Here is a 25,223-nt window from a genome sequence, read left to right as displayed (position 1 = left end):
TGCCTGTAGAAAAGTGAAGGCATAAAAAAAGGCCCGCAAGGGGCCTTTCCGTCGAGCACGGCGCAATCAGCGTTCGAGATCCTTGATCTTGCCTTTTTTGCCATCCCACTCTTCAGCATCCGGCAGCGATTCTTTCTTTTCAGTGATGTTGGGCCAGATTTCGGCCAGCTCAACGTTCAACTGAATGAACTCTTGCATGTCCTCCGGGACTTCGTCCTCGGAGAAAATAGCCACAGCAGGGCATTCCGGCTCGCAAAGCGCGCAGTCGATGCACTCATCCGGGTGAATGACCAGGAAGTTCGGGCCTTCGTAAAAGCAGTCCACCGGACAGACTTCTACGCAGTCGGTGTACTTGCACTTGATGCAGTTGTCGGTGACGACGAAGGTCATTTCTAATTCTCTCCTCAGGCGGCGGCAGCAAGACCCTATCAGAATGGGCTCGCCAGGTTTGGGAGCGATAGTCTGCGAACCAGGCTAATGGTGCACAGCATCCCAAACCGCGCGAGATTCTAGCAGTTTGTCGTGCGCTGCGTTAGATCCGTGTCTTTAATGTATAGAGCATTTCCAGTGCCCGGCGCGGCGTCAGGTCGTCGAGGTTGAGCTTGGCCAGTTCATCGAGGACTGGGTGCGGCAGGCTGGCGAACATATCGCTTTGCATCGGAGCGGCCGGTTTGCCTGGCTTGGCGACCGGTAGCTCGTGGGGCAGGCTGGTGGTTTCCAGGCGGCTCAGGTGCTCGCGGGCGCGGGTGATCACATCGCTCGGCACGCCTGCCAGTTGCGCCACCGCCAGGCCGTAGCTCTGGCTGGCCGGGCCGGGCAGCACATGGTGGAGGAAGACAATGCGCTCATTGTGCTCGGTGGCATTGAGATGCACGTTGGCCACCAATGGCTCGCTTTCCGGCAGCACGGTCAATTCGAAGTAGTGGGTCGCGAACAGGGTGTAGGCCCGCAGGTGGGCGAGACGTTCCGCCGCCGCCCAGGCCAGGGACAGACCGTCGAAGGTGCTGGTACCGCGACCGACCTCGTCCATCAGCACCAGGCTGCGCTCGGTGGCGTTGTGCAGGATGTTGGCGGTTTCGCTCATTTCCACCATGAAGGTCGAACGTCCGCCGGCCAGGTCGTCGCTGGAACCGATCCGGGTAAAGATCCGGTCCACCAGGGACAGCTCGCAGCTGGCCGCCGGCACGAAGCTACCGATATGGGCCAGTAGCACGATCAGCGCGGTCTGGCGCATGTAGGTGGATTTACCGCCCATGTTGGGACCGGTGATCACCAGCATGCGGGTATTGTCGTCGAGCGCCAGGTCGTTGGCCACGAACGGCGTGGTCAGTACCTGCTCGACCACCGGGTGGCGTCCCTGAGTGATGCGCATGCACGGCTCGTCGACAAAGCGCGGGCAGTTCAGGTCCAGGTTCAGTGCCCGTTCGGCCAGGTTGCTCAACACATCCAGCTCGGCGAGGGCCGCGGCGGTGTCCTGCAGCGGCGGGAGTTCACCGATCAGGGTTTCGAGCAAGGCTTCATAGAGCATCTTCTCTCGGGCCAGCGCGCGACTCTTGGCCGACAGGGCCTTGTCCTCGAATTCCTTGAGTTCCGGGGTGATAAAGCGCTCGGCGCCCTTGAGGGTCTGGCGCCGGATGTAGTCCGCCGGCGCCGATTCCGCCTGCTTGCTCGGCAACTCGATGAAGTAGCCGTGGACCCGGTTGTAGCCGACCTTGAGGTTGGCCAATCCCGTGCGGGCTTTTTCCCGGGCTTCCAGGTCGATCAGGAACTGCCCGGCGTTTTCGCTCAGCGACAGCAGCTCGTCCAGTTCGGTGTCGTAGCCGGTTTTCAACACGCCGCCGTCGCGGATGATCGCCGGTGGGTTATCGATGATGGCGCGTTCCAGCAGGATCGCCAGTTCCGGGTAGGTCTTGGTGGTGACGGCCAGTTGCTTGAGGTGCGGGGCGTCCAGTTCGAGCATCGCATCCTGCAACTGCGGCAGGGCGCCGAGGGCATCGCGCAGGCGCGCCAGATCGCGAGGGCGGGCGTTGCGCAGGCCGATCCGCGCAAGGATCCGCTCGATGTCGCCGATCTCCTTGAGCTGCGGTTGCAGTTGTTCGAAGCGGTAGCTTTCCAGCAGGCAAGTGATGGAGCTCTGGCGGGCCTGCAGGACACGCAGGTCGCGCAGCGGGCGGTTCAACCAGCGGGTCAGCAGGCGGCTGCCCATGGCGGTCTGGCAGCGGTCGACCACCGATTGCAGGGTGTTTTCGCGGCCGCCGGCAAGGTTGGTATCCAGTTCCAGGTTACGGCGGCTGGCGCCGTCGAGCACCACGGTGTCGTCCAGGCGTTCGTGGCGCAGGCTGCGCAGGTGGGGCAGGGCGGTGCGCTGGGTCTCCTTGGCGTAGCTGAGCAGGCAGCCGGCGGCACCGATGGCCAGGGTCAGTGTTTCGCAACCGAAGCCCTTGAGGTCCTGCACGGAAAATTGCTGGCAGAGGCTTTTGAGCGCGGAGTCTCGTTCAAAGTCCCATGGTGCGCGACGACGAGTCCCACGACGTTTTTCCGCCGGTAGGCCTTGTGGCCAGTCATCCGGGATCATCAGCTCGACCGGGTTGATGCGTTCCAGCTCCGCCAGCAGGTTTTCCCAGCCCTTGATTTCGAGGACGGTGAAGTTGCCGCTGGTGATGTCCAGCACGGCCAGGCCGAACAGACGCTCGTCGCCCAGTACCGCGGCGATCAGGTTGTCGCGGCGCTCATCGAGCAGGGCTTCGTCGCTGACCGTGCCGGGGGTGATGATACGTACCACCTGGCGTTCGACCGGCCCCTTGCTGGTGGCCGGATCGCCGATCTGCTCGCAGATCACTACCGACTCGCCGAGCTTCACCAGCTTGGCGAGATAACCCTCGAGGGAGTGGTAAGGAATCCCACACATCGGAATCGCCTGTCCGGCCGATTGCCCACGGGCTGTGAGGGTGATATCGAGCAGCTTGGCGGCCTTCTTCGCGTCTTCATAGAAAATCTCGTAGAAGTCGCCCATGCGGTAGAACATCAGCTGATCGGGGTGCTGGTTCTTCAGGCGCCAGTACTGCTGCATCATCGGGGTGTGGGAGGACAGATCGGGGCTATTTTTACTCATCGGATACTTAGACGGATTCGTTTTGAGTGGAGAGCAGAGTCGAGCGCCTGGCGCGGGACTTTTTCGATGGGGGCAAGGTTAACACGGGGGGGCGAATGTCCGCTGAGTTCAGGGGGGCCCTGCCGGACATCAATTTATAGGTATTCTTTGTAGTGTCCTGAGCGCGTCGGTTTCGGGTGAAATATACCGGCTGCCGGGTATGTTCAAGTGGTGATGAGTGGGTACCCCGAACCCTTCACGACCGACGATGAGCGCTTCGCCTTGCCAATCCTGAAGCCATTGGAAGAGCGGCAGTCTGAGCTGTCCGCGAGCGGGATCGGCGAGAAAGGCACGCCCTTGGCCGACGCCTTTGAGCACAACAAACTGATTCAGTTTGCTTCTGCGCAGAAGAATGATGACCGGGCCCTGCAAGGCATATACCGATTTCGCTGGGAGTAATACACCGTCGGCGGTGTAGCCGAGGTTCTCCGCTGTTATTCAGCGGGTCTTTCCAGCTATTGAAGGTGTGGTTGTATCGCTTTCTTCCCGTTGGCGCGCTCAGGTCAAATGTCAGGGAGATTGCCGGGCGGTCGGCGGATTCGTCAATGACCTGGTATTGAGCGCCGAATGCAATGTCGGCCAGGTTCCAGGCATCGGCATGGCGGACATGCTCATTGCTGGAAACGTCTTGGATGTGGCTGTGGGTGATCGGCGCACTCAAATAGCCTTCAATACCCTCGTAAATCCCCGCCCTGAGGGTGGATCTGAATTCCAGTTGCTTTGCCGAGTAAGAGGATCTTTGAAAGTAACCTGCATAGGGAAGTGCATAGTGGAGCCGGATCCCTTGGCGCCATGGTCCTTGATTGAACCGTGTCACCCAGCTTGCCAAGCACCAGCAGCCACAGCAATGGTTTTTGCATATCTGCGCCAAGGCCATGCATAAAATATGCAAATCAGCATTTGCCATTCGCGAAAAGCCCAAGCAATATGCGCGTTATGCAAATACGCAACGTTTCTACCGTCCTACGAGCGCTGCTCGATCGTCACGGGATCTCCCCCACGGAGCTTCACCGTCGTACCGGCGTGCCCCAATCCACCCTGTCGCGCATTCTCAGCGGGAAAATTGTCGATCCTTCGGACAAGCACATCTCGAAGATTGCCGAGTACTTCGGTATCAGTACCGACCAGTTGCGCGGGCGTGTACCTGTTGCCGCCGCTCGGGATCAGGCGCAGGGCACGCTGCATTCGGAACTCAAGGATATAAGCCTGTGGGACGACGACACGCCCGTCGATGAAGACGAAGTGTCCGTGCCCTTTCTTCGCGAGGTTGAATTGGCTGCTGGATCAGGAAGATTCGTCATAGAGGAAAGCGAGAAGGCCAGTCTGCGCTTCGGCAAGCGCAGCCTGCGCCACAACGGCGTGCAGTTCGACCAGGCCAAGTGCGTGACCGTGCGCGGCAACAGCATGTTGCCGGTGCTGCGCGACGGCGCCACGGTCGGGGTCAACGCCGGCAAGAGCGCCATCGGCGATATCGTCGATGGCGACCTTTACGCCATCAACCACAACGGTCAGCTGCGGGTGAAGCAGCTTTATCGCCTGCCGACAGGGATCCGCCTGCGCAGCTTCAATCGCGACGAGCATCCGGATGAGGACTACAGCTTCCAGGAGATCCAGGAAGAGCAGATCACCATCCTCGGTCACGTCTTCTGGTGGGGCATGTACGCGCGCTAACCCGCCCTGATCCGAAAAAACCCACGGCGATGTGGGTTTTTTTACGCCTGCAAAAAAGCACAAACCCTTGAACGGCATGGTCTCCATGCGCGAGTGCATTGATCGCGCATAAATAAATGCATTTATGCATTGACTGTATATGCATACATGCATATTCTTTGTCTCAAGCCGGCCAGAAAGGTCGGTGATAGGCAGCAATGCCAGGGGCAACCCACCGCTCTTTAGTGGCACCGCTTCAAAGAACAGGCAGCGATGGACCGGCCTCAACGGTTCAGAGGGTTGGCAACTGACCCGGGTGTGCAGCGTAAAGCACCGTAAGCAGTTATCCGGCGGACAGGGTCGCGGTCGGAGGAACAATTTGAATCGATCCGTACCGCGCCAGTAGCGCCGAAAGATCGGGTGTCCGGTCAGGAGCCCCAACGCTGAAAACGCGAGCGGTGCCAGGGGCGGGCGTCAGGACCGCATTACTGAAAAGCCTGGGCGACCGGGCTTTTTGGAATGCCCACCGAATGCGGGCTCTCAAGAGAACCCTTCACCTTGAACGACAAGCCCAAACCATTACCGGCCAATGACTGGCCCTTTTTATTGCAGGAGGCGTGACATGACGAGCGAGCAACAAGCGTTGGTGGACATGCCTATCTGGCTGGTCATCGTGCTGGCCGTGGTCGGCGGGGTTTCCGGCGAAATGTGGCGCGCCGACAAGGACGGTGCCCGCGGCTGGGTGCTGCTACGGCGCCTGGTACTGCGCTCCGGGGCCTGCATGGTCTGTGGCGTGTCGACCATCATGCTGCTGTATGCCGCCGGCGTGTCGATCTGGACCGCCGGGGCCTTTGGCTGCCTGACCGCCATGGCCGGCGCGGATGCCGCCATCGGTATTTATGAGCGCTGGGCGGCCAAGCGCCTGGGGGTGGACGAAGCGCCTCCCCCGGAGACCCGGCCGGAGCCATAGCCGGACAGGGATCCGGACAAAGCGTTCCTGACTACCTCGGATATTACCAATGGACTGGAGCCATCGGGCCTGAGAGCAAGGCCCAACCCGCAAGGACGCGGGTTTTCTGGAGGCGAATGATCGCCTGTCGAACCCCTCAATCGACGGGTTTTTTACTACCCGGTGAACCCCTCATGAATATCACCCCGATCCTCACGCAACTGCGTGCTCAATGCCCTACCCTGGCCAATCACATTTCCACCGGCCTTGATCTCGATCTATTGCAAAGCAACACCACGCTGCAAGCCCCGGCGGCCTTCGTCACGGTGATCACCGACCTGGCGAACAAGGACGCTGCACAAAACGTCACCTGGCAAACCCTGAGCGATCGTCTGGAACTGACCCTGGTGCTCGACGCCAGCAGCGGCGCCCAGGCCTTCGACCAACTCCACAGCCTTCGCGCCGAACTCTGGCGCGCCCTGGTCGGCTTCAAACCCGACACCTATTACAACCCCATCGAATACGACGGCGGCGAGCTGATCTCGATCAACGCCAGCCGCCTGCTCTATCGCCTGCATTTCTTCGCTGAGTTCCAACTGGGGCGCAACCGTTCCACGGACCCGGCCGAAACCTGGCACGAGCGTGAATTGGACGGCTTGCCGTCTTTTACCGGGGTCACGGTGAAGGTCGATGCCATCGATCCCGCCGACCCCAATCTGCACCGCCCAGGCCCCGACGGGCGCCTGGAGCTGACTTTCTCTGGAGACGTAACGCAATGACCCAACGCATCACCGTAGTGCCGGCCCCGGGCCGCGCCGTACCGGACCCCGAAGCCGGCGACCTGCTACCGCTCGAAGGCCGTGAAGTGGCCGACAGCGCCTGGTGGCGCCGTCGTCTGGCCGATGGCGATATCACCCTCAACACCGCCCCGGCGGTCAAACCACAGGATGCCCAATAATGGCTATCGGATTCAGCAACATCCCCGCGGACCTGCGTGTTCCGCTGTTTTACGCCGAGATGGACAACTCGGCGGCCAATAGCGCGTCGTCGACCTTGCGTCGCCTGATCGTCGCTCAGGTCAACGACAATGCCACCAGCACCGAAGTCGGCAGCCTGGTACTGGTCTCCAGCGTCGCCCTGGCGAAAAGCATCGGTGGCCAGGGCTCGATGCTCGCCTCGATGTACGACACCTGGCGCAAGACCGATCCGCTCGGCGAGATCTGGTGCCTGCCGCTGCTCAGCACCGTGGGCAGCATCGCCAAGGCCGATCTGAAACTGACCGGCGCCGCCACCGAAAGCGGTGTGCTCAACCTGTATGTCGGTGGTGTGCGGGTCCAGGCCGCCGTGGTCAACGGGGCGACCGCCGCCCAGGTTGCCACCACCCTGGCACTGCAAGTCAACGCCGCGAGCGACCTGCCGGTCAGCGCCGTGGCTGTCGACGGCACCGTGACCCTGACCTGCAAATGGACCGGTGACAGCGGCAACGATATCAGCCTGCAGTTCAATCGCCTGGGCAAGAGCAATGGCGAACAGACCCCCGCCGGCCTCACCATCGTCCCCGCGCCAATGGCCGGTGGTGCCGGTGTGCCGGATCAGGTCGCCGCGCTCGCGGCACTGGGGGACGAACCGTTCGAGTTCATCTGCCAGCCCTGGTCCGATGTGGCGACCCTGAATGCCTGGCAAGCGGCGATGGACGACAGCGTCGGTCGCTGGTCCTGGTCCAAGCAGTTGTTCGGCCATGTCTACACCGCCAAGCGCGGCACCGTCGGCACCCTGGTGGCCGCCGGCCAGACCCGTAACGACCAGCACATGACCCTCCTGGCCATGGAGCCGGGTGTGCCACAACCGGTCTGGGTCCAGGCCGCTGCCTTGGCCGCGCGGACTGCGGTGTTTATCTCCGCCGACGCCAGCCGTCCTACCCAGAGCGGCAGCCTGCCGGGTATCGACCCGGGCGCGGCCAGCGAGCGTTTCACCCTGACCGAACGCCAGTCGCTGCTCAGCTATGGGCTCGCTACCGCGTACTACGAAGGCGGTTACGTGCGCATCCAGCGGGCGATCACTACCTATCAGAAGAACGCTTACGGCCAGGCGGACAACTCCTACCTGGACAGCGAGACCATGCACCAGTCGGCTTTTATCGTACGCCGCCTGCAAAGCGTGATCACCAGCAAGTACGGTCGCCACAAGCTTGCGGCCGATGGCACCCGCTTCGGCGCCGGCCAGCCGATCATCACCCCGAGCACCATCCGTGGTGAGCTGATCGCCCAGTACGCCAAGCTCGAACTGGAAGGCCATGTGGAGAACGCCGAAATGTTCGCCGAGCACCTGATCGTCGAGCGCGACAGCCAGGACCCGAGCCGGGTCAACGTGCTGTTCCCGCCGGACTACATCAACGGCCTGCGGGTGTTCGCGCTGCTCAACCAGTTCCGCCTGCAGTACGACGCGGCGGCCTGATCGCCTGCCCACACTGCGTAACCCCAGCCCGCTCGATGCGGGCTTTTTATTGCAAGGAGATACACCATGGGTCAACTGATTGCGGGCACCTGCTACGTCAAAGTGGACGGCGCTCAACTGACTATCAACGGCGGCTGCGAAGCCCCGCTGATGTTCGTCAAACGGGAAACGCTCGTGCCGGGCTTCTACAAGGAAACCGACGTCGCCCCGACTTTCGCGGTAACCGCGCTGTACACGCCTGACTTCCCGCTCAAGCAACTGGTCGACGGCGTCGACATGACCGTCACCTGCGAATTCAGCAACGGCAAGGTCTACGTCCTGGCCGGTGCCTATCTGACCGATACACCGTCCGCCAAGGGTGACGACGCGACCATCGCGCTGAAATTCGAAGGCATCAAGGGGACCTGGCAATGACTGATCCGGTGAAGTTGCAAGTGCCCATCGAGGCCCACGGCGAGCCCCTGGGCGAACTCACCCTGCGCCGTCCGACGGTGCAGGAAGTGCGGGCGATCAAGGCGCTGCCGTACAAGATCGACAAGGGCGAAGACGTCAGCCTCGATATGGATGTCGCCGCCAAGTACATCGCGGTCTGCGCCGGCATCCCGCCGTCGTCGGTCAACCAGCTGGACCTGTCCGACCTCAACACCCTGAGCTGGGCGGTGGCGGGTTTTTTCATGAGTGCGGCATCGCAGCCATCGGCGAGCTGATTGCGCTCGCCTATGACCTGGCCTGGTTCTGGAAGGTTGACCCCGAACAGATGATGGCCAGGCCACTGGATGTGCTCCGGGAATCCCTGGAGCACGCGCAACGGATCAATGCGATGCAGCAGGTGCAGTGATGGCTATGACAAATAACGCGCTCACGGCGATCAATACCCAGACCATTGTGAACATGGCCATTGTCGTGAACGGCGTCCAGAAGATGGACGACGACATGGCAAAGGTCAGCGCGAAAGTCGGGAGTTTCAAAAAAAGCCTGGAAGATAGCGGCCTGGGCAAGCTGGATGTCTCCGCGGTGCTCAAGGGCGGTGGTTTGGCGGAGCATTTTGTCGCCGGTGTCCAGGCGGCGATCAAGGAAGAAAACAAGCTGGCCGAGGCTCGCAAGGGGGCAGAGGGACCTGAGTTGCCGGGGCCGAAGCTGGGACCCACGGCGCAAAACCTGGCGAAGTTGAGTGAGGCGGTCGACAGCGTTTCGGTGAAGTTTGGTCAGGCGCTGTTGCCGGTAGTGAATTCGGTGGTGACGGCGTTGGTGCCGCTGGTGAGTACCGCTGCGGAGTTCGTGGCGGCGAATCCCAACCTGGTTCAAGGACTGGCGGCGGGAGCGCTGGCGTTTACCGTTATACGGGGTGCGGTGACCGGTGTGATGGGCGCGATGGAACTGCTCAAAGTCGGTTTCCTGGCTTCGCCGATCGGTTTGATTGCATTAGGTATCGCCGTTGCGGCGGGGCTCATCATTGCCTACTGGGAACCGATTTCAGGTTTTTTCAACGGACTTTGGGACGCCATCAAGGGGATGGCGGCCGGCTTCATGTCGGGGTTGCAGGCGGTGCTTGATTGGTCGCCGATGCCGATGATCAGGGCGGGCTGGGAGACGATCAGCGTATTTTTCGCCGGCCTTTGGCTGTCGATCTCGACGGCAGCCGTTTCGATGTTCGACTTTTTCAAGGTGCTGTTTTCCTGGACGCCGCTGGGTCTGGTCATGGACAACTGGGGGCCGCTGACGGGGCTCTTCGATTCGATCTGGCGCTTGCTCAAGGCCCTGGCCGTGCCGGTGATGGACTTTCTCAAGGGCGTGTTCGACTGGTCGCCTCTAGGGATGATCGTCAATAACTGGGGGGCGATCGGCGCACTTTTTGAACAGCTCTGGGGCGCAATCGAAGCTGTCAGTGCTCCGTTGGCGGACTTCCTCAAGATGCTGTTCGACTGGTCGCCGCTGGGGATGATCGTCAATCATTGGGGGGCGATCAGCGCATTTTTCGAAGCTCTCTGGGACACGATCAAAGCCGCGAGCGCCCCGCTGATGGGCTTTTTCAAGGGGTTGTTCGACTGGTCGCCGCTACAGATGATCCACAATGCCTGGGGGGGGATCAGCGCATTTTTCGAAGCTCTCTGGGACACGATCAAAGCCGCGAGCGCCTCGCTGGTGGGCTTTTTCAAGGGGCTGTTCGACTGGTCGCCGCTGCAGATGATCCGCAATGCCTGGGGGGCGATCAGCGCCTTTTTTGAACAGCTCTGGGGCACAATCAAAGCCTCCGGCGCGCCGCTGGCGGACTTTTTCAAAGGGCTGTTCGATTGGTCGCCGCTAGGGATGATCGTTAATCACTGGGGGGGTATCAGCGCATTTTTTGGGACGCTCTGGGATACGATCAAAGCACTGAGCGCGCCGGTGGTCGACTTCCTCAAGGCGCTTTTCGACTGGTCGCCGCTGGGGCTGATTGTCAATAACTGGGGGGCGATCAGCGCTTACTTCGGAACGCTCTGGGACACGATCAAAGCGCTGAGCGCACCGGCGATGGACTTCCTCAAGGCGCTTTTCGACTGGTCGCCGCTGGGGCTGATTGTCAATAACTGGGGGGCGATCAGCGCTTACTTCGGGACGCTCTGGGACACGATCAAAGCGCTGAGCGCACCGGCGATGGACTTCCTCAAGGCGCTTTTCGACTGGTCGCCGCTGGGGCTGGTCATCAATAACTGGGGCGCTATCAGTGCTTACTTCGACACGATCTGGGCAGCCCTGCAAGACCCCGCGCAGTTGTTCAAGGACTTCTTCCAGACCTTGTTCGACTGGTCTCCCATCGGGCTGATCGTTGCCAACTGGGAGCCTATCAGCAAGGTCTTTTCTGCCTTGTGGGAGGTACTGCAAAGCCTGGCAGCACCGGTCATGTACTTTTTTCAGACGATGTTCGACTGGTCTCCGCTGGGGCTGATCATCAAGAACTGGGATCCGATTGTCGCCTGGTTCGCTGGCTGGTGGAGCAAGTTGCAAACCTTTATCACGCCGATCAAGCAGTTGTTCAGTGGTGGTTTCGGTGACTTTGTCGCCAAGGTCACCAGCAAGGTCGATGGCCTGGCGCAGCAACAAGAGGTCGCCAATGCCAAGGCGGGCAAGGACGGCGGTTCTTCTTTCTGGAACTGGGGCGACTCGTCGAGCAGTACTGACTCCGGTCTGACGAACAACACCAACAGCCTGATCCAGCAAACCGCCGCCAACAACCGCACGCAACTTGAAGGCGGCTTGACCGTGAGCTTCAGGGACGCGCCAGCGGGCTTGCGCGTCGAGCAAGCACAAACCAATCAACCGGGCCTGGACCTGACGCCTCGCGTCGGTTATCGCTCGCTTTCCTACGGAGGTGCCTATGGCGACCAGCTGGCGTGAGCGTTTGTTGCCGGCGTCGTTTCGCGGCGTACCGTTCTGGGTCGACGTGGCGAAAACCCCGGTCGGCCAGAAAGGCCAGTTGCATGAATACCCCCAGCGCGACCAGGCGTTTTTCGAAAGTCTTGGCCAGCAGGCGAAGATCCATGATCTGACGGCGTTTATCGTCGGCGCCGATTGCCTTGAGCAGCGTGACAGCCTGCTCAAGGCGCTGGAGGAGGGCAGCGGCGAACTGGTCCACCCGTGGCTGGGCCGGATGCAGGTCAAGGTCGGTGCCTGTGACATGACCCAGACCCGCAAGGATGGCGGGCTGGTGACCTTCAACCTGAAATTCTACCCGGATGAACCACTGCCATTCCCCAAGGCCGTCGTCAACACCCAGGAGCAATTGCAGGTGGCGTCGGACAAATTGCTCGATTCCTCGGTGGTGCGTTTCGACGGGGCGATGGCGCTGGTCAACGAGGCTCGGGTCGGCCTGGAAAACCTGCGCAAGGGGATTACCTTGGCGTATCAGGTGGTCGAGCACGAGTTGCAGCCGCTGATCGAGACGTACGCGAATATCTATGCCCTGGTCCGCACGATCAAGGAGTTCCCCCAGCAAGTCAGCGCCGCGGTCAAAGGTGTGCTGGGCGAATTCAAGGGCTTGGTGGGTGAAGTCAAGAGCGTTGCGGGCGAAGTCCGGGGCTTGAAAGATTTTGCCGTCCAGGGCTATCACGGAATGCTTGCCGACCTCTCGAAACAGGTCGAAGACGCCAAGTCCCTCGACGCGTCGCAACTGACTATCGGCAAGGACTCCGCTGCGGCCTCGCAGGCCACGGTGAACCTGATCCAGGACGCGTTGCTGGTACAGATCGCCCAGTTTGTGTCGCTGATACCGGTGGCGACGCCGGCGGTGAAGCTGACGACCACACCGTCGCTGGCCCAACAAGCCCGGCAGCCGGTGCAACGCGCCGATGTGCCAGTGGTCGACGACGTGCTGGCGCTGCGTGACAGTCTCAACGAAGCGATCTGGCAGGCCGCGCTCAAGGCCGACGCGGTGCATTACCAGGCACTGACTAGCGTACGTCAGGCGCTGGTACAGCATCTCAATGCAGTGGCGTCCAACGGAGTGCGGCTGATTGACCTGAGTCCCAAGAGCAACCAGCCGGCCCTGGTCGTGGCCTATCAGAAGCTCGGTGATGCCACGCGAGTGGGTGAGGTGGTGCAGCGCAACCGGATTTCGCACCCCGGTTTCATCCCGCCGGTGTCGTTGCAGATCTCCCGGGAGTAAACCATGAACGACATCGACAATGCCGTCGTCCTTTTGGTCGATGGCCTCAGTTATGAGGGCTGGAAGAGCATCGAGATCAGTGCCGATCTCGAGCGTCAGTTCCGTACCTTCAAGCTCGGTATCACCTGGAAATGGCCGGGACAGACCCTGGCCGTACCGATCAAGGCTGGCGCTCGTTGTTCGGTCCTGATCGGTTGTGACCAGGTCCTGACCGGTTATGTGTTCAAGGCGCCCATCAGCTATGACGGCAATCAGATCAGCCTGACCGTCGAGGGCAGTTCGCTGACCCAGGACCTGGTGGATTGCGCGGCCGTCAACCAGCCGAGCCAATGGCGTGAACAGAGCCTGCTGAAGATCGTCGAGGCGCTGGCCAAACCCTACAAGGTCAACGTGCGCAGCGAGATCCCGGAAACCACCAAACTGCAGACCCACAGCATCGTGCCGGGTGAGACGGTGTTCAAGTCCATCGATCGGTTGCTGACCTTGTATCGAGTGTTCTCCACTGATGATGCGGCCGGCAACCTGGTGCTCGCCAAACCCGGAAGTGCCGGGCGGGCGACTGATGTTCTGGAACTGGGCAAGAACATTCTCTCTGCCAATACGCCTAGGGACTACAGCAAGGTGTTCTCCGAGTACCGAGTGATCGGCCAGCACAAGGGCAGCGACCAGAAAAGCGGCAGCGCGGTGAGCGAAGTCTCCGGGGTGTCCAGCGGGGTCAATGCGGATCGCAAGCGCGTCACGGTGATCAGCGAGAGCGTGCAGATCACCGCGGAGCTGGCCCAGCAAAGGGCTGACTGGGAACGGGCGACGCGCCGCGCCAAGGCCCTGACGACGACTTACACCGTGCAGGGTTGGCGACAGTCCAACGGTGACTTGTGGCGACACAACCTGACCGTGCGGGTGAAGGATCCGGTGCTGGACGTGGATCAGGACATGCTGATCTCCAAAGTGACCTGGTCGTTGTCCGCCCAGGGCTCGATCACCACCCTGGTGGTGGCGCCGCCGCAGGTCTTCGATGCTACCCCCGCGTCGGCGAAGGCCACGAAGTAATCATCCTCATCTTATTCGGATGCTGTTCCGCCACCTTCGCGGGCAAGCTCCGCTCTCACAGGTATTCGGTCGTACACACAATCCGAATTCGACCGGGACATTGTGGGAGCGGAGCTTGCCCGCGAAGGCGGCTTCCCTGACCCACCGCTTGCCCAAGGACCCCCCATGAGCCTACTGACACGCCTGCTGGCGCGCGGCACTGTCGTGCTCGCCAACTCGGCCAACAAACTGCAATCGCTGCAAATGCGCCTGACCGCCGGTGAAGTGAACGACGACATGGAGCACTTCGAGCCCTACGGCTTCACCAGCAACCCGCTGGCCGGCGCCGAAGGCATCGCCACCTTTCTCGGCGGCGACCGTTCCCACGCTATCGTCCTGGTGGTCGCCGACCGCCGCTACCGCCTGCAGAACCTCGCTCCTGGCGAAATCGCCCTCTACACCGACGAAGGCGACAAGATCCACTTCAAGCGTGGCCGGATCATCGATATCGAAACCGCCACCCTGAACATCCGCGCCAGTACCGCGGTGAACATCGACAGCCCGAGCCTGACCCAGACCGGCAAGATCGTCTCCCAGGGCGACCAGGTCGCCGCCGGCATCAGCCAGATGAATCATGTGCACGGCGGCATCCAACCCGGCAACGGCCAGAGCGGCGCGCCGGCGGGAGGTGCCTGATGTTCGTTTCCAACGACCTGAAGACGGCGCTGACCCGTTCGGTGCTGATCAGCCTGTTTACCTGGCGTCGCGCCAACAGCGATGACCCGATCGATGACGATGAGCGTTTCGGCTGGTGGGGCGACAGTTTTCCCACGGTGACCGACGACCGTATCGGCTCGCGGCTATGGCTGTTGCGGCGGGTCAAGCTCACCGCGCAGACCCGGCTCGACGCCGAATTCTATGCCCGCGAAGCCTTGCAATGGCTGCTCGACGATGGCCATTGCAGCGCCATCGAGATTCAAAGCGAACGGCTCGACGCCCAGCGACTGAACCTGCGTACGGTTCTGACCCTGGCCAGCGGCGAGCGCCTGGATATCAACCCGAACCATAGTTGGCAGGTGACTTATGCCGTTTGAAACCCCTTCGCTACCGGTGTTGATCAGCCGCACCCAAGGCGACCTGGCCGGCGATTCGCTGCGCCAGTCCGATGCACAGGTCCTGGCCCGCACCTTGAGTGGTGCGGCCTTCGGTCTCTATGGCTACCTCGACTGGATCGCCGAGCAGATCCTGCCCGACACCGCCGATGAAACCACCCTGGAGCGCATTGCCGCGCTGCGTTTGCATCAACCACGCAAAGCGGCGCAAGCGGCCAGTGGCAGCGTCAGCTATACCGCGGCGGCGGGGGCGGTGCTGGATGCCGGGACGTTGCTGCAGACCAGTGATGGGCGCAGTTACACCGTGACTGTCGGTGGCACCACCAGTGGCGGGACCAATACCGCGCAGATCCAGGCGCTGGATGCCGGCAGCCTGGGTAACGGTGATGCCGGCCTGACCTTGTTTCCGGTACAGCCGGTGCAGGGGATCGGCAATACCTTCACCGTGCTGGACCCGGGCTTGAGTGGTGGCGTTGCGGCGGAAAGTATCGAATCGCTGCGGGCGCGGGTGATCAGTTCCTACCGCATTATTCCCAACGGCGGTTCGGCGGCGGACTACGAAACCTGGGCGTTGGAGTGTCCGGGGATTACCCGTGCCTGGTGTCGCGGCAGCTACCTGGGGCCGGGCACTGTCGGTTTGTTCGTGATGCGCGACAACGATCCGGTGCCTTTGCCCGATGACGGGCAACTGGCGTTGGTCCAGGCCTATATCGACCCGTTGCGTCCGGTGACCGCTGAGTTGCATGTACTGGCGCCGGTACTGGTCCCGATGACCTACACCTTGCGCCTGATCCCCGATACCACTGCCACCCGTGCTGCGGTCGAAGCTGAGTTGCAGGACCTGCACGATCGTGAGGGAGGCCTGGGTGAGACGCTGTTGCTGACCCATATCGCCGAGTCCATCAGCAGTGCCAGCGGTGAGCAGGATCACTTGCTGGTCTCGCCGTCCGCCGATGTGCCAGCCGCCGCCAATCAGTTGCTGACCTTCGGAGGTTGCGTATGGCTGGAGTAAGAATGGTCGAGCAATATCAGGAGCAGTTGCGCAGCCTGCTACCGGGGGGCCCCGCCTGGGACCCGGAGCGGGTGCCGGAGATCCAGCAGGTGCTGCTCGGGATTGCCCAGGAACTGGCCCGTGTCGATGCTCGGGCCGTGGACCTGCTCAATGAAGTGGACCCGGTGACGGTCAGTGAACTGGTGCCGGATTGGGAGCGGGTGATGAACCTGCCCGACCCGTGCCTGGGTCCCAATCCCTTGTTCGATGATCGCCGTGTGGCGGTGCGTCGGCGGCTGTTGGCGGTGGGCGGCCAGAGCGTCGGCTATTTCCTCGATATCGCCCGCAGCCAGGGTTATCCGAATGCCAGCATCATCGAACTGCAAACCCCGCGCATGGGGCGGGCACGGTTTGGCAAGGCGCGTTTCGGCACGTGGCAGGCGCAGTTCATGTGGACACTCAACACTGGAGGTCGACTGCTTATGGGCCGGCGTTTCGGTGCGAGCTACTGGGGTGAGCGTTTTGGCGCGAACCCAGGCAGCGCTCTTGAATGCCTGATACATCGCAGTGCACCGGCGCATACGCTGGTGCATATCAATTATGACTAGGGGATAGAAACGTGGATTATCCAAAAAGTGTGCCCAGCGTGGGGCTGGTCAATGGCAAATTTGTTGATGAGAACCCGGTAAACGGAACGCCGGGGTCATTGATTCCGGCGGTATGGGGGAATTCGATCACTGATGAAGTTGTGAATGTAATAAAAGCCTCGGGTCTGGTTCCTGATGAATCTGATCCTGGACAGCTATTACTGTCTATTCAAAAGATGAATCAATCAGATTCGGTTAAATATGCTTTGGATACAGGGGGGGCTGGCGCTTATGCTGCTAGTTATACTCCCCCCCTCAAGGCGCTTGTTGATGGTTTGGTACTACGTTTCAAGGCCCAGAATGGCAACCCTGGGGCAAGCACATTTAGTCCGAACGGACTGACCGCGGCGCCTATTGTCGGTGCTGCGCACTCCGCGCTCCAAGGCGGCGAGATTGTTGCCAATGGTGATGTATGGGTGCAATGGAATAGCTCGATTGGCAGCGGATCCTGGGTACTAGTCGATAGCACCGGCGGCGCCATTCAAGTTGGTGGGGCCACCAAGAGTCAGCACGCTGTCCAGCTCTCTCAGCTAGGAAATTACAATGGGATTGCCTATGCCTCGGCCAGCACGACGCTGAACGCCACTTTTTTGGGTAAGACCCTCGTTGTCAACGCCGACGGAACGACCCAGACTCTTCCAGCCGCCGCCGGACTTCTTCCAGGTTCAAATATCCATATCTCTTCTTTTGGTACCTGCACGATCAAGGGTAGCGCGGCCGAGATGATTATCGGTCCGACGGGGGTGGTTGCTAACTCCTTAATTCTCAATGTGGGTGAGCAAATTACACTGACGACCAATGCGATCGGCTGGTATGTATCGAGCTACGCGCGTGTTGGTAAGCAGTATTCAAGCATCACTCCCATTTTGGGGGCGGTTGCCGGTGTTACGTCACATATTGGCGGCATGGTGTATGGGTGGGGTGGCGTGAACAATTCCTACAGTTTGCCAAGTTCATCGGCGAACGCTATCCCCGCTGGAGCAACTGTGACGATTCCTAACTTTGGTTCGTTGCCGATGCTAATCGTTCCGCAAGGTACGGATAAAGTACAAACGCCAAGTTATCCTGCAGTAAGCGCGTTCTCAGTGCCGGCAGGAGCTAGTGCTGACTTCACATATGTCGGTTCGGGCATATGGTTTATTACCGGCACTGCAGTCAATAGCAGCAGTGCCGATTTTTCAGCATCGCTTGCCCCGGCAGGATACCAACGATTGCCGAGTGGCTTGATTATTCAGTGGGGATCTATCTCCGTTGGTGTGTCAAGTACGGTCACGATTGCGTACCCCATTGCGTTCCCTACCCAATTTCTTGGCGCGTATGTGTCAAACGGGTTTGCCACATACACTGCCTCGAGTACGCCATTTGTTGGCATCACACCAACATCGACGCCACTCTCTACCGCCGTGGTGCAGAATGGCTATTCATCAAGCGCCAACACTGTTTATTGGTTTGCATTCGGGAAATAATAATCATGGGTCAAAAGTTCGCAGCATACGATGCAAATGGGGATGTGATCGCCTATTACGATGATATCGACAGTCCGGTACCAGGCGGTGTAACCGCCATTGAAATCACTGAAGCGCAGTGGCTGGGATGTATCAGTAGTCAAGGCTGGCGCGTATCGGATGGCACGCTCGTTGAGCCTGTTCCGCCTACTTCTGGTGAACTACTCGTTGAAGCCCAGCGCGTGCAGACACAAGTTATTGATTCAGCTTGTGCGTCGGCTATCACGGCGGGTTTCAGCTGTGACGCGCTGGTTAGCGGCACGCCCTATCATTATCCCTCGAATATAACGGATCAGGCCAACCTGTCGGCCTCGGTGCTGGCCTCGTTGTTGCCGGGGAATGCCGCTGATTGGGTCACGCCCTTCTGGTGTGCGGACGAAAGGGGGGTATGGGGTTACCGGCTGCATACGATGGTGCAGATTCAGCTTGTGGGGGCATGTGGGAAGACGGCGATTACTGGCTTCATCGGCCATAAAATTGTGCTAGATGGGCAAATCAAGGCGGCCACCACGGTTGACGCCGTGCAAGCGGTGAGCTGGAGCTGAATATGGGCAAGCTCAAGCATTTCCTGTTGAACTGACTGGTTTATCTGGATGAAGGCGGCAATACGCTGCTGCTGGGCGACCGGGGCGAGACGATCAGCTCTCGCTCAGCCAAGGCCCAGGTCGCTGGCAAGCGTTGGGGCTGCGTCATGTGCAAGTTTTTGGACTGGTTCCAGAAGGACCACTGCCAAAAATCCATGGAGCCTTATGCGGGCGCCGACGCCGTTGTGCCCGACGACTAGCCCGTCAAGTAGTCCTGATCATCACCGCCAAATCAACCGCCTCGAGCGGTTTTTTTACACCTGGAGAAACTCATGCCCATTACCCAGCAGCAATTGCTGCAGATCCTCCCGAACGCCGGCGACCAAGCCGGCGTTTTTGTTCCTGTGCTCAACACAGCGATGAACGCCTATCAGATCGTAACCACGCAGCGCGTTGCTGCGTTCCTGGCGCAAGCTGGTCACGAGTCAGGCCAACTGCGGTCGGTGGTCGAGAACCTGAACTATGACGCGCAGGCCTTGGTCGCCACCTGGCCAAACCGGTTTACTCCGGCCTTGGCCGCGCAGGTCGCCCGGCAGCCGGAGCAGATTGCGAACATCATCTATGCATCGCGCATGGATAACGGCGATGCATCCTCTGGCGACGGCTGGAACTATCGCGGTCGCGGGCTGATCCAGATCACCGGTCGCAGCAACTATCGCCAATGCAGCCTCGGGCTGTTCGGCGACGAACGCCTGTTGCTGCAACCGGAACTGCTGGAGCAACCGCAATGGGCCGCCGAGTCGGCGGCCTGGTTCTGGGAACAACAAGGGTTGAACGCCCTGGCCGACGCCGATCAGTTCAACAGCATCACCCGCAAGATCAACGGCGGCCTGAACGGCCTCGAGGATCGACTGCAAATCTGGGCCCGGGCGAGGGCGGTGCTATGCGCCTCCTCGACCTGATCCCGGCGCCCTGGCGCCTGGGCGTTGGCGTCGCACTACTGGCCTTGCTGGCCGGTGGCGCGGCGGCCGGCGCCTGGCATATTCAAGACTGGCGCTACGGTCAGCAACTGGAGCACCAAGCCCGGTTGCAGGCCGACACGCTCAACCAACTTTCCCTCGCCGCGGCCGCGCAACAGCGCGCCGAGCAGGACAAACGCCAGGCCCTGGAGCAACGACTCCAGGTCAGCGACCAAACCCATTCCAAGGAGCTGAACGATGTGCAACAGGATCAAGCTCGCCTGCGTGATCGTATTGCCACTGCTGATCTGCGGCTGTCAGTCCTCCTCGAGGCCAACGATCCCGCCAGTGGCTGTGACATGCCAGCCGCCACCGCCACCGGCGGCGTGGTTCATGCAGCCGCTAGAGCCCGACTTGACCCGGCGCATGCTCAACGAATTATCGCCATCACCGACGACGGCGACCGCGCCCTGATTGCCTTGAAGGCCTGTCAGGCGTATGCCGGGGCGGTCTCCCGCTGACATCCGGATGCAATCTCGTGTCTTGAAAGCGCGGTCCGCTCGTGTAGGGTGTTCATTTTGCACAACCGAACCTCAGGTGTACGAACCCTGTAGGAGCTGGCTTGCCAGCGATAGCGATGGTGAGTTCACCGCCGTCATCGCTGGCAAACCAGTTCTTACAGGGTTCCGCTTCGCCTCGACCAGGAGAGGAACATGGATGAAATCACCCGGCTTGCCGCTGAACTCGGCAAGCGCTTGCAGACGCTCAAGACCGATGTCACCACCGCCGAGTCCTGTACCGGCGGCGGTATCGCCGAGGCGATCACCCGGATTCCCGGCAGCTCGGCCTGGTTCGAAGCCGGCTATGTCACCTATTCCAACCGGCAGAAGAGCCTCCAACTGAAGGTGCCCGAGAGCCTGTTCGGCCAGGTCGGCGCCGTCAGCCGGGAAGTGGTCGAAGCCATGGTCCGCGGGGCGCAGGCCCACAGCAATGCGCGCTTCGCCGTGGCGGTCAGTGGCGTGGCCGGGCCGGATGGCGGCTCCGCCGAGAAACCGGTGGGTACCGTCTGGCTGGCCTGGGCTTGCGGCGATGACGTCAGCGCCGAACTCCGGCACTTCCCCGGCGATCGCGAGGCGGTCCGTCGACAGACGGTGCAGGCCGCGCTGGAAGGCCTGTTACGACGGGCGGATGCAGAAATCGCAAATCAGGGGTAGGCGATCCGCCAACGCTGTGGAATAATACTGGCTACTTATACAGGTGTTGGCCGTCAGGCCTTATTGATTACGTGAGGACTTTAATGGACGACAACAAGAAGAAAGCCTTGGCTGCGGCCTTGGGTCAGATCGAACGTCAATTCGGCAAGGGTGCCGTAATGCGGATGGGCGATCATGACCGTCAGGCGATCCCTTCGATCTCCACCGGTTCCCTGGGTCTGGACATCGCCCTGGGCATCGGCGGTCTGCCGAAAGGCCGTATCGTCGAGATCTACGGCCCGGAATCCTCGGGTAAGACCACCCTGACGCTTTCCGTCATCGCCCAGGCGCAAAAAGCCGGTGCGACCTGCGCCTTCGTCGACGCCGAACACGCCCTGGACCCTGAATACGCCGGCAAGCTGGGCGTCAATGTCGACGACCTGCTGGTATCCCAGCCGGACACCGGCGAACAGGCCCTGGAAATCACCGACATGCTGGTGCGCTCCAACGCGGTGGACGTGATCATCGTCGACTCCGTGGCCGCCCTGGTGCCAAAAGCGGAAATCGAAGGCGAAATGGGCGACATGCACGTCGGCCTGCAAGCCCGTCTGATGTCCCAGGCCCTGCGCAAGATCACCGGTAACATCAAGAACGCCAACTGCCTGGTGATCTTCATCAACCAGATCCGCATGAAGATCGGCGTGATGTTCGGCAGCCCGGAAACCACCACCGGTGGTAACGCGCTGAAGTTCTACGCCTCGGTGCGCCTGGACATCCGCCGTACCGGCGCGGTGAAGGAAGGCGACGAAGTGGTCGGCAGCGAAACCCGCGTCAAGGTCGTGAAGAACAAGGTCGCTTCGCCGTTCCGTCAGGCCGAGTTCCAGATCCTTTACGGCAAGGGCATCTACCTCAACGGTGAGATGATCGACCTGGGCGTGTTGCACGGCTTTGTCGAGAAGTCCGGTGCCTGGTACAGCTACAACGGCAGCAAGATCGGTCAGGGCAAGGCCAACTCGGCCAAGTTCCTGGCGGACAACCCGGAAATCGCCGCGACCCTCGAGAAGCAACTGCGTGACAAGTTGCTGACTCCAGGTGTGGACACCAAGGCCAACTCCGGTGCGACGGCTGTCGTCGCAACCGAAGACGACCTGGCTGACGCTGACCTCTGAGTAAAGCAATGACCGCCGTACTGGATACCCCGGTCGCCGTACGGCGCACTGCCATGGACCTGCTCGCGCGACGCGAGCACGGTCGAGTCGAGCTGACGCGTAAACTGCGCCAGCGCGGCGCCCCGCCTGAAATGATCGACACAGAACTCGACCGCTTGACGGAAGAGGGGCTGCTGTCCGAATCCCGTTACCTCGAAAGCTTCGTTTCCTACCGAGCCCGTTCCGGCTACGGCCCTTTGCGCATTCGCGAAGAGCTGAGCCAGCGCGGTCTGCAGCGTGCCGACATCGAGTTGGCCTTGCGTGAAAGCGGTTTCAACTGGCAAGCCCAACTGGAAGACACCTGGCGCCGAAAATTCGCCGGGCATTTGCCCATCGACGCCCGTGAGCGTGCCCAACAGGGACGCTTCCTGAGTTATCGGGGTTATTCCATGGAAATGATCGGCCGCCTGTTCAGCGGCCGTGGGCTGGATGACTGAGGCTGGACGCTGATCACGTCGCCTTGATCGGCTCGCGCGCGTGCTCCTGTGCCGGCACCTTGGCCTTGCTCCAGTTTTCCGTACGGTTGATAAAGTCCACCAGCTCTCGCAGGCGACCCTGGTCCCGGGCTGTGAAGGCGAACGACAAGCGCGTCAGGTGACTGAACTGTGGTTCATCGTGTTCCGGCTCGCTGCAGGGGCCCTGATAGAAGAACCCACTGAGGCACAGATCGGCAAAGTCCTTTTGCATCTGCTCCATTGCGTGGTCGTTGAGCGGATGATTCATGCGGATCACGAACTGCTTCTTCAACCAGCGGCTGGAGTGGAAGTTGCTGTAGAACTGCTTGATCTCTTCCACGGCCTCGTCGGCACTGTAGACCAGGCGCATCAGCTTGAGGTCGGCAGGCAGGATGTAGTGATTGGCCTCCAGCTGATTGCGGATAAAGTCCAGTGCGCCCTGCCAGAAGCTGCCCCCAGGGGCATCCAGCAGAATCACCGGAACCAGCGGGCTTTTGCCGGTCTGGATCAACGTCAGTACTTCCAGGGCTTCATCGAGGGTGCCAAAGCCGCCGGGGCAGAGCACCAGTGCATCGGCTTCCTTGACGAAGAACAGCTTGCGGGTGAAGAAGAAGTGGAAGGACAGCAGGTTGTGCGTGCCGCCCACGGTTGCATTGGCATGCTGCTCGAAGGGCAGGGTGATATTGAACCCCAGGCTATGTTCCAGGCCGGCACCTTCGTGGGCCGCGGCCATGATGCCGCCACCGCCACCAGTGATCACCATCAGGTTGGACTGGGCCAGCGCACTCCCCAGGGCACGGGCTTGTGCGTAGAGCGGGTGTTCGCTGGGCGTTCGCGCCGAGCCGAACACGGTGACCTTGCGACGGCTCTTGAAATGGTCGAGGACGCGAAAGGCGTTCTCCAGTTCCCGCAGGGTTTGCAGGACGATCTTGGCATTCCAGCGGTTGCGGTCATCCTGGGCCATGCGCAGCACGGTCAACATCATGTCGCGGTAAAGCTCAAGATTCGGGCTATTGGGCGCAACCTGGTCGAGTTGCTCTTCGATCCGGCTGAGGTCGATCCCTTTGTTCTGGAAATGACGGGACAGCAAGTCATTCGGTTGGTAAGGCATTCAACGTCTCCTTCTGCACGGAACCCTTGGCTTGGCCGAAAGAAAAGTTCGCCAAGGCCGCGTCACTGCATGTGTCGCATGTGTGCCATGTCGATTTGATGATGAGCCTATAAAGTCATGGCTGGCAACCGCTTATTACCCCTTTGCAAAGGACTTTAGCAGCTCGTCAGTGGCGCTGCGCGCAGGTGCGGGGGCGAAACGGCGCGCCGAAGATGAACGGCGGCGCGCGATGCGGCGGGGCTTACTTTTTCTTCTTCACCGCGGTTTCTGTCGGGCAGTCGCTTTCCACGAAACGGGCGGAGGCGACGGGACGGTTGGTCTTGTTCTCGGTGAACTCGTAGCGCATCACCGCACCCTTGGCCATCAACTTGCGGTAGTTGGCATTGCGGCAGACGCTGGCGCCCAGTTGCAGGTAAACCGCCTTGGCGTTATCGCGCATATTTTGCGCGTAATCGACCTGGACGCTCAGGTGATCGATCAGCTCGTTGCCTTCAACGGTGTAGCCGACATCGAGGATGTTCTCGTCGAGTTCGCGGGGCAGGCCTTCGTTGCTCTGCTCGGCCACGTCCTTGAGCATTTTGTTCAGTTCGAAATCCTTCAACGACGCCGCCTGGGCACTGAAGGGCAGGGCCAGTAAAAGGGCCAGGGACGGTACGATAAGGCGCAGCATGCAACTCTCCTGATTCGGTAACTGGTGCTTCGACCCGTTACCGGGGCGTGCGTTCAGTGGTCGCGAAGTATAGAGGGCGGCTGTAGGCCCTACTAGGGTCGGGCAGACGGAAATGTCGACGGATGAGCGCTCAAACGCCGCTCGGGTCTCTGGTAGACTCCGCCCACTTTTACCCTTGCGAGTCGTATTGTTCGTGTTCAGCCCTTCCTCCTGCCGACGTTTTTTTTGATGAGCCATGCCGTATCCCGTTTGCGTGCCGAACGCCTGGCCCGTGCAAAAACGCCCTTCCTCGCCCGCGGATCGCGCGCCGAGCGTTGCCCGGGCTGCCGTGTGATTCCACAGTATTGCCTGTGCGCCTGGCGCCCCAGGGTGGCATCGAATTCGGCCATGTGCCTGCTGATGCACGATGTCGAACCGATGAAACCGAGCAATACCGGCTGGCTGATCGCCGATGTGATCGCCGATACCAGCGCCTTCAGTTGGTCGCGGACCGAAGTCGATCCGCAACTGCTGGCCCTGCTGGACGATCCGCAGTGGCAGCCGTTTATCGTGTTTCCGGGAGAGTTCGTGGCGCCGGAACGGGTGGTGACGCAGGTACGGCCGGCACCCGGCAAGCGCCCGCTGTTCATCCTGTTGGATGCGACCTGGACCGAAGCGCGCAAGATGTTTCGCAAGAGCCCTTATCTGGAGCGTTTCCCGGTGTTGAGCCTGGAATCCGAACAGCTGTCCCGCTACAAGCTGCGCCGTTCCAAACGTGATGATCATTTCTGTACCGCGGAAGTCGCGGCCTTGTGCCTGGAACTGGCTGGGGACACCCGTGCGGCCCAGGGGCTGGATGCGTTACTGGACGTGTTTACCGCGCATTATCTGGGGGCGAAGTTTCAGTTGCCGATCAACACTGAAGACGAAGCCCACGAGCATCTGAAGACTTTCCTGTAATCTAGTGGCCGCATAGCGTCTAGCCTGACGCATA

The 25,223-nt window shown here is 60.8% G+C and carries 27 protein-coding genes; 22 read left to right on the top strand and 5 right to left on the bottom strand.

Going from position 1 to position 25,223, the window contains the following annotated elements; genetic code table 11:
- Positions 1-66 precede the first annotated feature (66 nt).
- The 3 genes from fdxA to M5B99_RS22465 all read right to left on the bottom strand — a co-directional run bounded on the left by fdxA (position 67) and on the right by M5B99_RS22465 (position 3,589).
- A complete protein-coding gene (fdxA, locus tag M5B99_RS22475; protein ID WP_100938647.1) occupies positions 67-390 on the bottom strand; it encodes a ferredoxin FdxA in 324 nt (107 codons plus the stop codon).
- A 142-nt stretch (positions 391-532) separates the two neighbouring features.
- Entirely contained in the window at positions 533-3,112 is a 2,580-nt protein-coding gene (mutS, locus tag M5B99_RS22470; RefSeq protein ID WP_248806058.1) for a DNA mismatch repair protein MutS, read from the bottom strand.
- Between the two features lie 129 nt (positions 3,113-3,241).
- Positions 3,242-3,589, bottom strand: coding sequence for a cysteine peptidase family C39 domain-containing protein (locus tag M5B99_RS22465; protein ID WP_318654585.1), 348 nt, complete (start codon positions 3,587-3,589; stop codon positions 3,242-3,244).
- A 489-nt stretch (positions 3,590-4,078) separates the two neighbouring features.
- Between M5B99_RS22465 and M5B99_RS22460 the strand changes: the two genes are divergently transcribed.
- From M5B99_RS22460 to recX, 21 genes are all read left to right on the top strand, one after another.
- Positions 4,079-4,822, top strand: a complete 744-nt coding sequence (locus tag M5B99_RS22460) for a helix-turn-helix transcriptional regulator (protein ID WP_248806056.1) — start codon at positions 4,079-4,081, stop codon at positions 4,820-4,822.
- Between the two features lie 601 nt (positions 4,823-5,423).
- Positions 5,424-5,771: a phage holin family protein gene (locus M5B99_RS22455; protein ID WP_248806055.1), complete on the top strand. Its 348-nt coding sequence runs from the start codon at positions 5,424-5,426 to the stop codon at positions 5,769-5,771.
- Positions 5,772-5,944: 173 nt separating this feature from the next.
- Complete coding sequence (locus tag M5B99_RS22450) at positions 5,945-6,529, top strand: hypothetical protein (RefSeq protein WP_248806054.1); 585 nt, start codon at positions 5,945-5,947, stop codon at positions 6,527-6,529.
- Positions 6,526-6,708, top strand: a complete 183-nt coding sequence (locus M5B99_RS22445) for a DUF2635 domain-containing protein (RefSeq protein ID WP_248806053.1) — start codon at positions 6,526-6,528, stop codon at positions 6,706-6,708. The genes M5B99_RS22450 and M5B99_RS22445 overlap by 4 nt, the downstream gene beginning before the upstream one ends.
- The gene (locus M5B99_RS22440) at positions 6,708-8,204 is read left to right on the top strand and encodes a phage tail sheath subtilisin-like domain-containing protein (RefSeq protein WP_248806052.1); all 1,497 of its coding nucleotides are present in this window, start codon (positions 6,708-6,710) and stop codon (positions 8,202-8,204) included. The genes M5B99_RS22445 and M5B99_RS22440 overlap by 1 nt, the downstream gene beginning before the upstream one ends.
- Positions 8,205-8,270: 66 nt before the next feature.
- Entirely contained in the window at positions 8,271-8,618 is a 348-nt protein-coding gene (locus M5B99_RS22435) for a phage tail tube protein (RefSeq protein ID WP_248806051.1), read from the top strand.
- Positions 8,615-8,911, top strand: coding sequence for a phage tail assembly protein (locus M5B99_RS22430; protein WP_248794565.1), 297 nt, complete (start codon positions 8,615-8,617; stop codon positions 8,909-8,911). Before M5B99_RS22435 ends, M5B99_RS22430 begins: the two co-directional genes overlap by 4 nt.
- Before the next feature lie 130 nt (positions 8,912-9,041).
- A complete protein-coding gene (locus M5B99_RS22425; protein ID WP_248806050.1) occupies positions 9,042-11,579 on the top strand; it encodes a phage tail protein in 2,538 nt (845 codons plus the stop codon).
- A complete protein-coding gene (locus M5B99_RS22420) occupies positions 11,560-12,846 on the top strand; it encodes a DNA circularization protein (protein ID WP_248806049.1) in 1,287 nt (428 codons plus the stop codon). The genes M5B99_RS22425 and M5B99_RS22420 overlap by 20 nt, the downstream gene beginning before the upstream one ends.
- A 3-nt stretch (positions 12,847-12,849) precedes the next feature.
- The gene (locus tag M5B99_RS22415; RefSeq protein ID WP_248806048.1) at positions 12,850-13,896 is read left to right on the top strand and encodes a phage baseplate assembly protein; all 1,047 of its coding nucleotides are present in this window, start codon (positions 12,850-12,852) and stop codon (positions 13,894-13,896) included.
- A 165-nt stretch (positions 13,897-14,061) separates the two neighbouring features.
- Positions 14,062-14,571, top strand: coding sequence for a phage baseplate assembly protein V (locus M5B99_RS22410; RefSeq protein WP_248806047.1), 510 nt, complete (start codon positions 14,062-14,064; stop codon positions 14,569-14,571).
- Positions 14,571-14,969: a phage GP46 family protein gene (locus M5B99_RS22405; RefSeq protein WP_248806045.1), complete on the top strand. Its 399-nt coding sequence runs from the start codon at positions 14,571-14,573 to the stop codon at positions 14,967-14,969. The genes M5B99_RS22410 and M5B99_RS22405 overlap by 1 nt, the downstream gene beginning before the upstream one ends.
- Positions 14,959-15,999: a baseplate J/gp47 family protein gene (locus M5B99_RS22400; protein WP_248806044.1), complete on the top strand. Its 1,041-nt coding sequence runs from the start codon at positions 14,959-14,961 to the stop codon at positions 15,997-15,999. Before M5B99_RS22405 ends, M5B99_RS22400 begins: the two co-directional genes overlap by 11 nt.
- On the top strand, positions 15,987-16,586 hold the full coding sequence (locus M5B99_RS22395) for a YmfQ family protein (protein ID WP_248806043.1): 600 nt from the start codon (positions 15,987-15,989) through the stop codon (positions 16,584-16,586). The genes M5B99_RS22400 and M5B99_RS22395 overlap by 13 nt, the downstream gene beginning before the upstream one ends.
- Before the next feature lie 11 nt (positions 16,587-16,597).
- Entirely contained in the window at positions 16,598-18,091 is a 1,494-nt protein-coding gene (locus M5B99_RS22390) for a gp53-like domain-containing protein (protein WP_248806042.1), read from the top strand.
- 5 nt (positions 18,092-18,096) lie between these two features.
- On the top strand, positions 18,097-18,675 hold the full coding sequence (locus M5B99_RS22385; protein ID WP_248806041.1) for a hypothetical protein: 579 nt from the start codon (positions 18,097-18,099) through the stop codon (positions 18,673-18,675).
- Positions 18,676-18,986: 311 nt separating this feature from the next.
- Complete coding sequence (locus tag M5B99_RS22380; RefSeq protein WP_248806040.1) at positions 18,987-19,616, top strand: glycoside hydrolase family 19 protein; 630 nt, start codon at positions 18,987-18,989, stop codon at positions 19,614-19,616.
- Positions 19,598-20,134, top strand: coding sequence for a lysis system i-spanin subunit Rz (locus tag M5B99_RS22375; protein WP_248806039.1), 537 nt, complete (start codon positions 19,598-19,600; stop codon positions 20,132-20,134). Before M5B99_RS22380 ends, M5B99_RS22375 begins: the two co-directional genes overlap by 19 nt.
- 192 nt (positions 20,135-20,326) lie before the next feature.
- Positions 20,327-20,827: a CinA family protein gene (locus M5B99_RS22370; RefSeq protein ID WP_248806038.1), complete on the top strand. Its 501-nt coding sequence runs from the start codon at positions 20,327-20,329 to the stop codon at positions 20,825-20,827.
- An 83-nt stretch (positions 20,828-20,910) separates the two neighbouring features.
- Entirely contained in the window at positions 20,911-21,975 is a 1,065-nt protein-coding gene (recA, locus tag M5B99_RS22365; RefSeq protein ID WP_248806037.1) for a recombinase RecA, read from the top strand.
- An 8-nt stretch (positions 21,976-21,983) separates the two neighbouring features.
- Complete coding sequence (recX, locus tag M5B99_RS22360) at positions 21,984-22,451, top strand: recombination regulator RecX (RefSeq protein WP_248806036.1); 468 nt, start codon at positions 21,984-21,986, stop codon at positions 22,449-22,451.
- 13 nt (positions 22,452-22,464) lie between these two features.
- On the opposite strand, the gene M5B99_RS22355 is transcribed toward recX, so the two are convergent.
- Both M5B99_RS22355 and M5B99_RS22350 read right to left on the bottom strand, forming a co-directional pair.
- On the bottom strand, positions 22,465-23,580 hold the full coding sequence (locus M5B99_RS22355) for an LOG family protein (RefSeq protein ID WP_248806035.1): 1,116 nt from the start codon (positions 23,578-23,580) through the stop codon (positions 22,465-22,467).
- Positions 23,581-23,821: 241 nt separating this feature from the next.
- Complete coding sequence (locus M5B99_RS22350; RefSeq protein WP_248806034.1) at positions 23,822-24,250, bottom strand: PA3611 family quorum-sensing-regulated virulence factor; 429 nt, start codon at positions 24,248-24,250, stop codon at positions 23,822-23,824.
- A 228-nt stretch (positions 24,251-24,478) separates the two neighbouring features.
- Here M5B99_RS22350 and M5B99_RS22345 point away from each other — a divergent pair, with 228 nt between their 5' ends.
- Positions 24,479-25,189 carry a tRNA-uridine aminocarboxypropyltransferase gene (locus M5B99_RS22345; protein ID WP_248806033.1) on the top strand — a complete coding sequence of 237 codons (711 nt, stop codon included), beginning with the start codon at positions 24,479-24,481 and terminating at the stop codon, positions 25,187-25,189.
- Positions 25,190-25,223 lie beyond the last annotated feature (34 nt).

The sequence above is a fragment of the Pseudomonas sp. MWU13-2100 genome (assembly GCF_023242365.1).
In the GTDB taxonomy this organism is placed as follows: domain Bacteria; phylum Pseudomonadota; class Gammaproteobacteria; order Pseudomonadales; family Pseudomonadaceae; genus Aquipseudomonas.
This window is presented reverse-complemented; position numbering and strand designations above follow the sequence as displayed.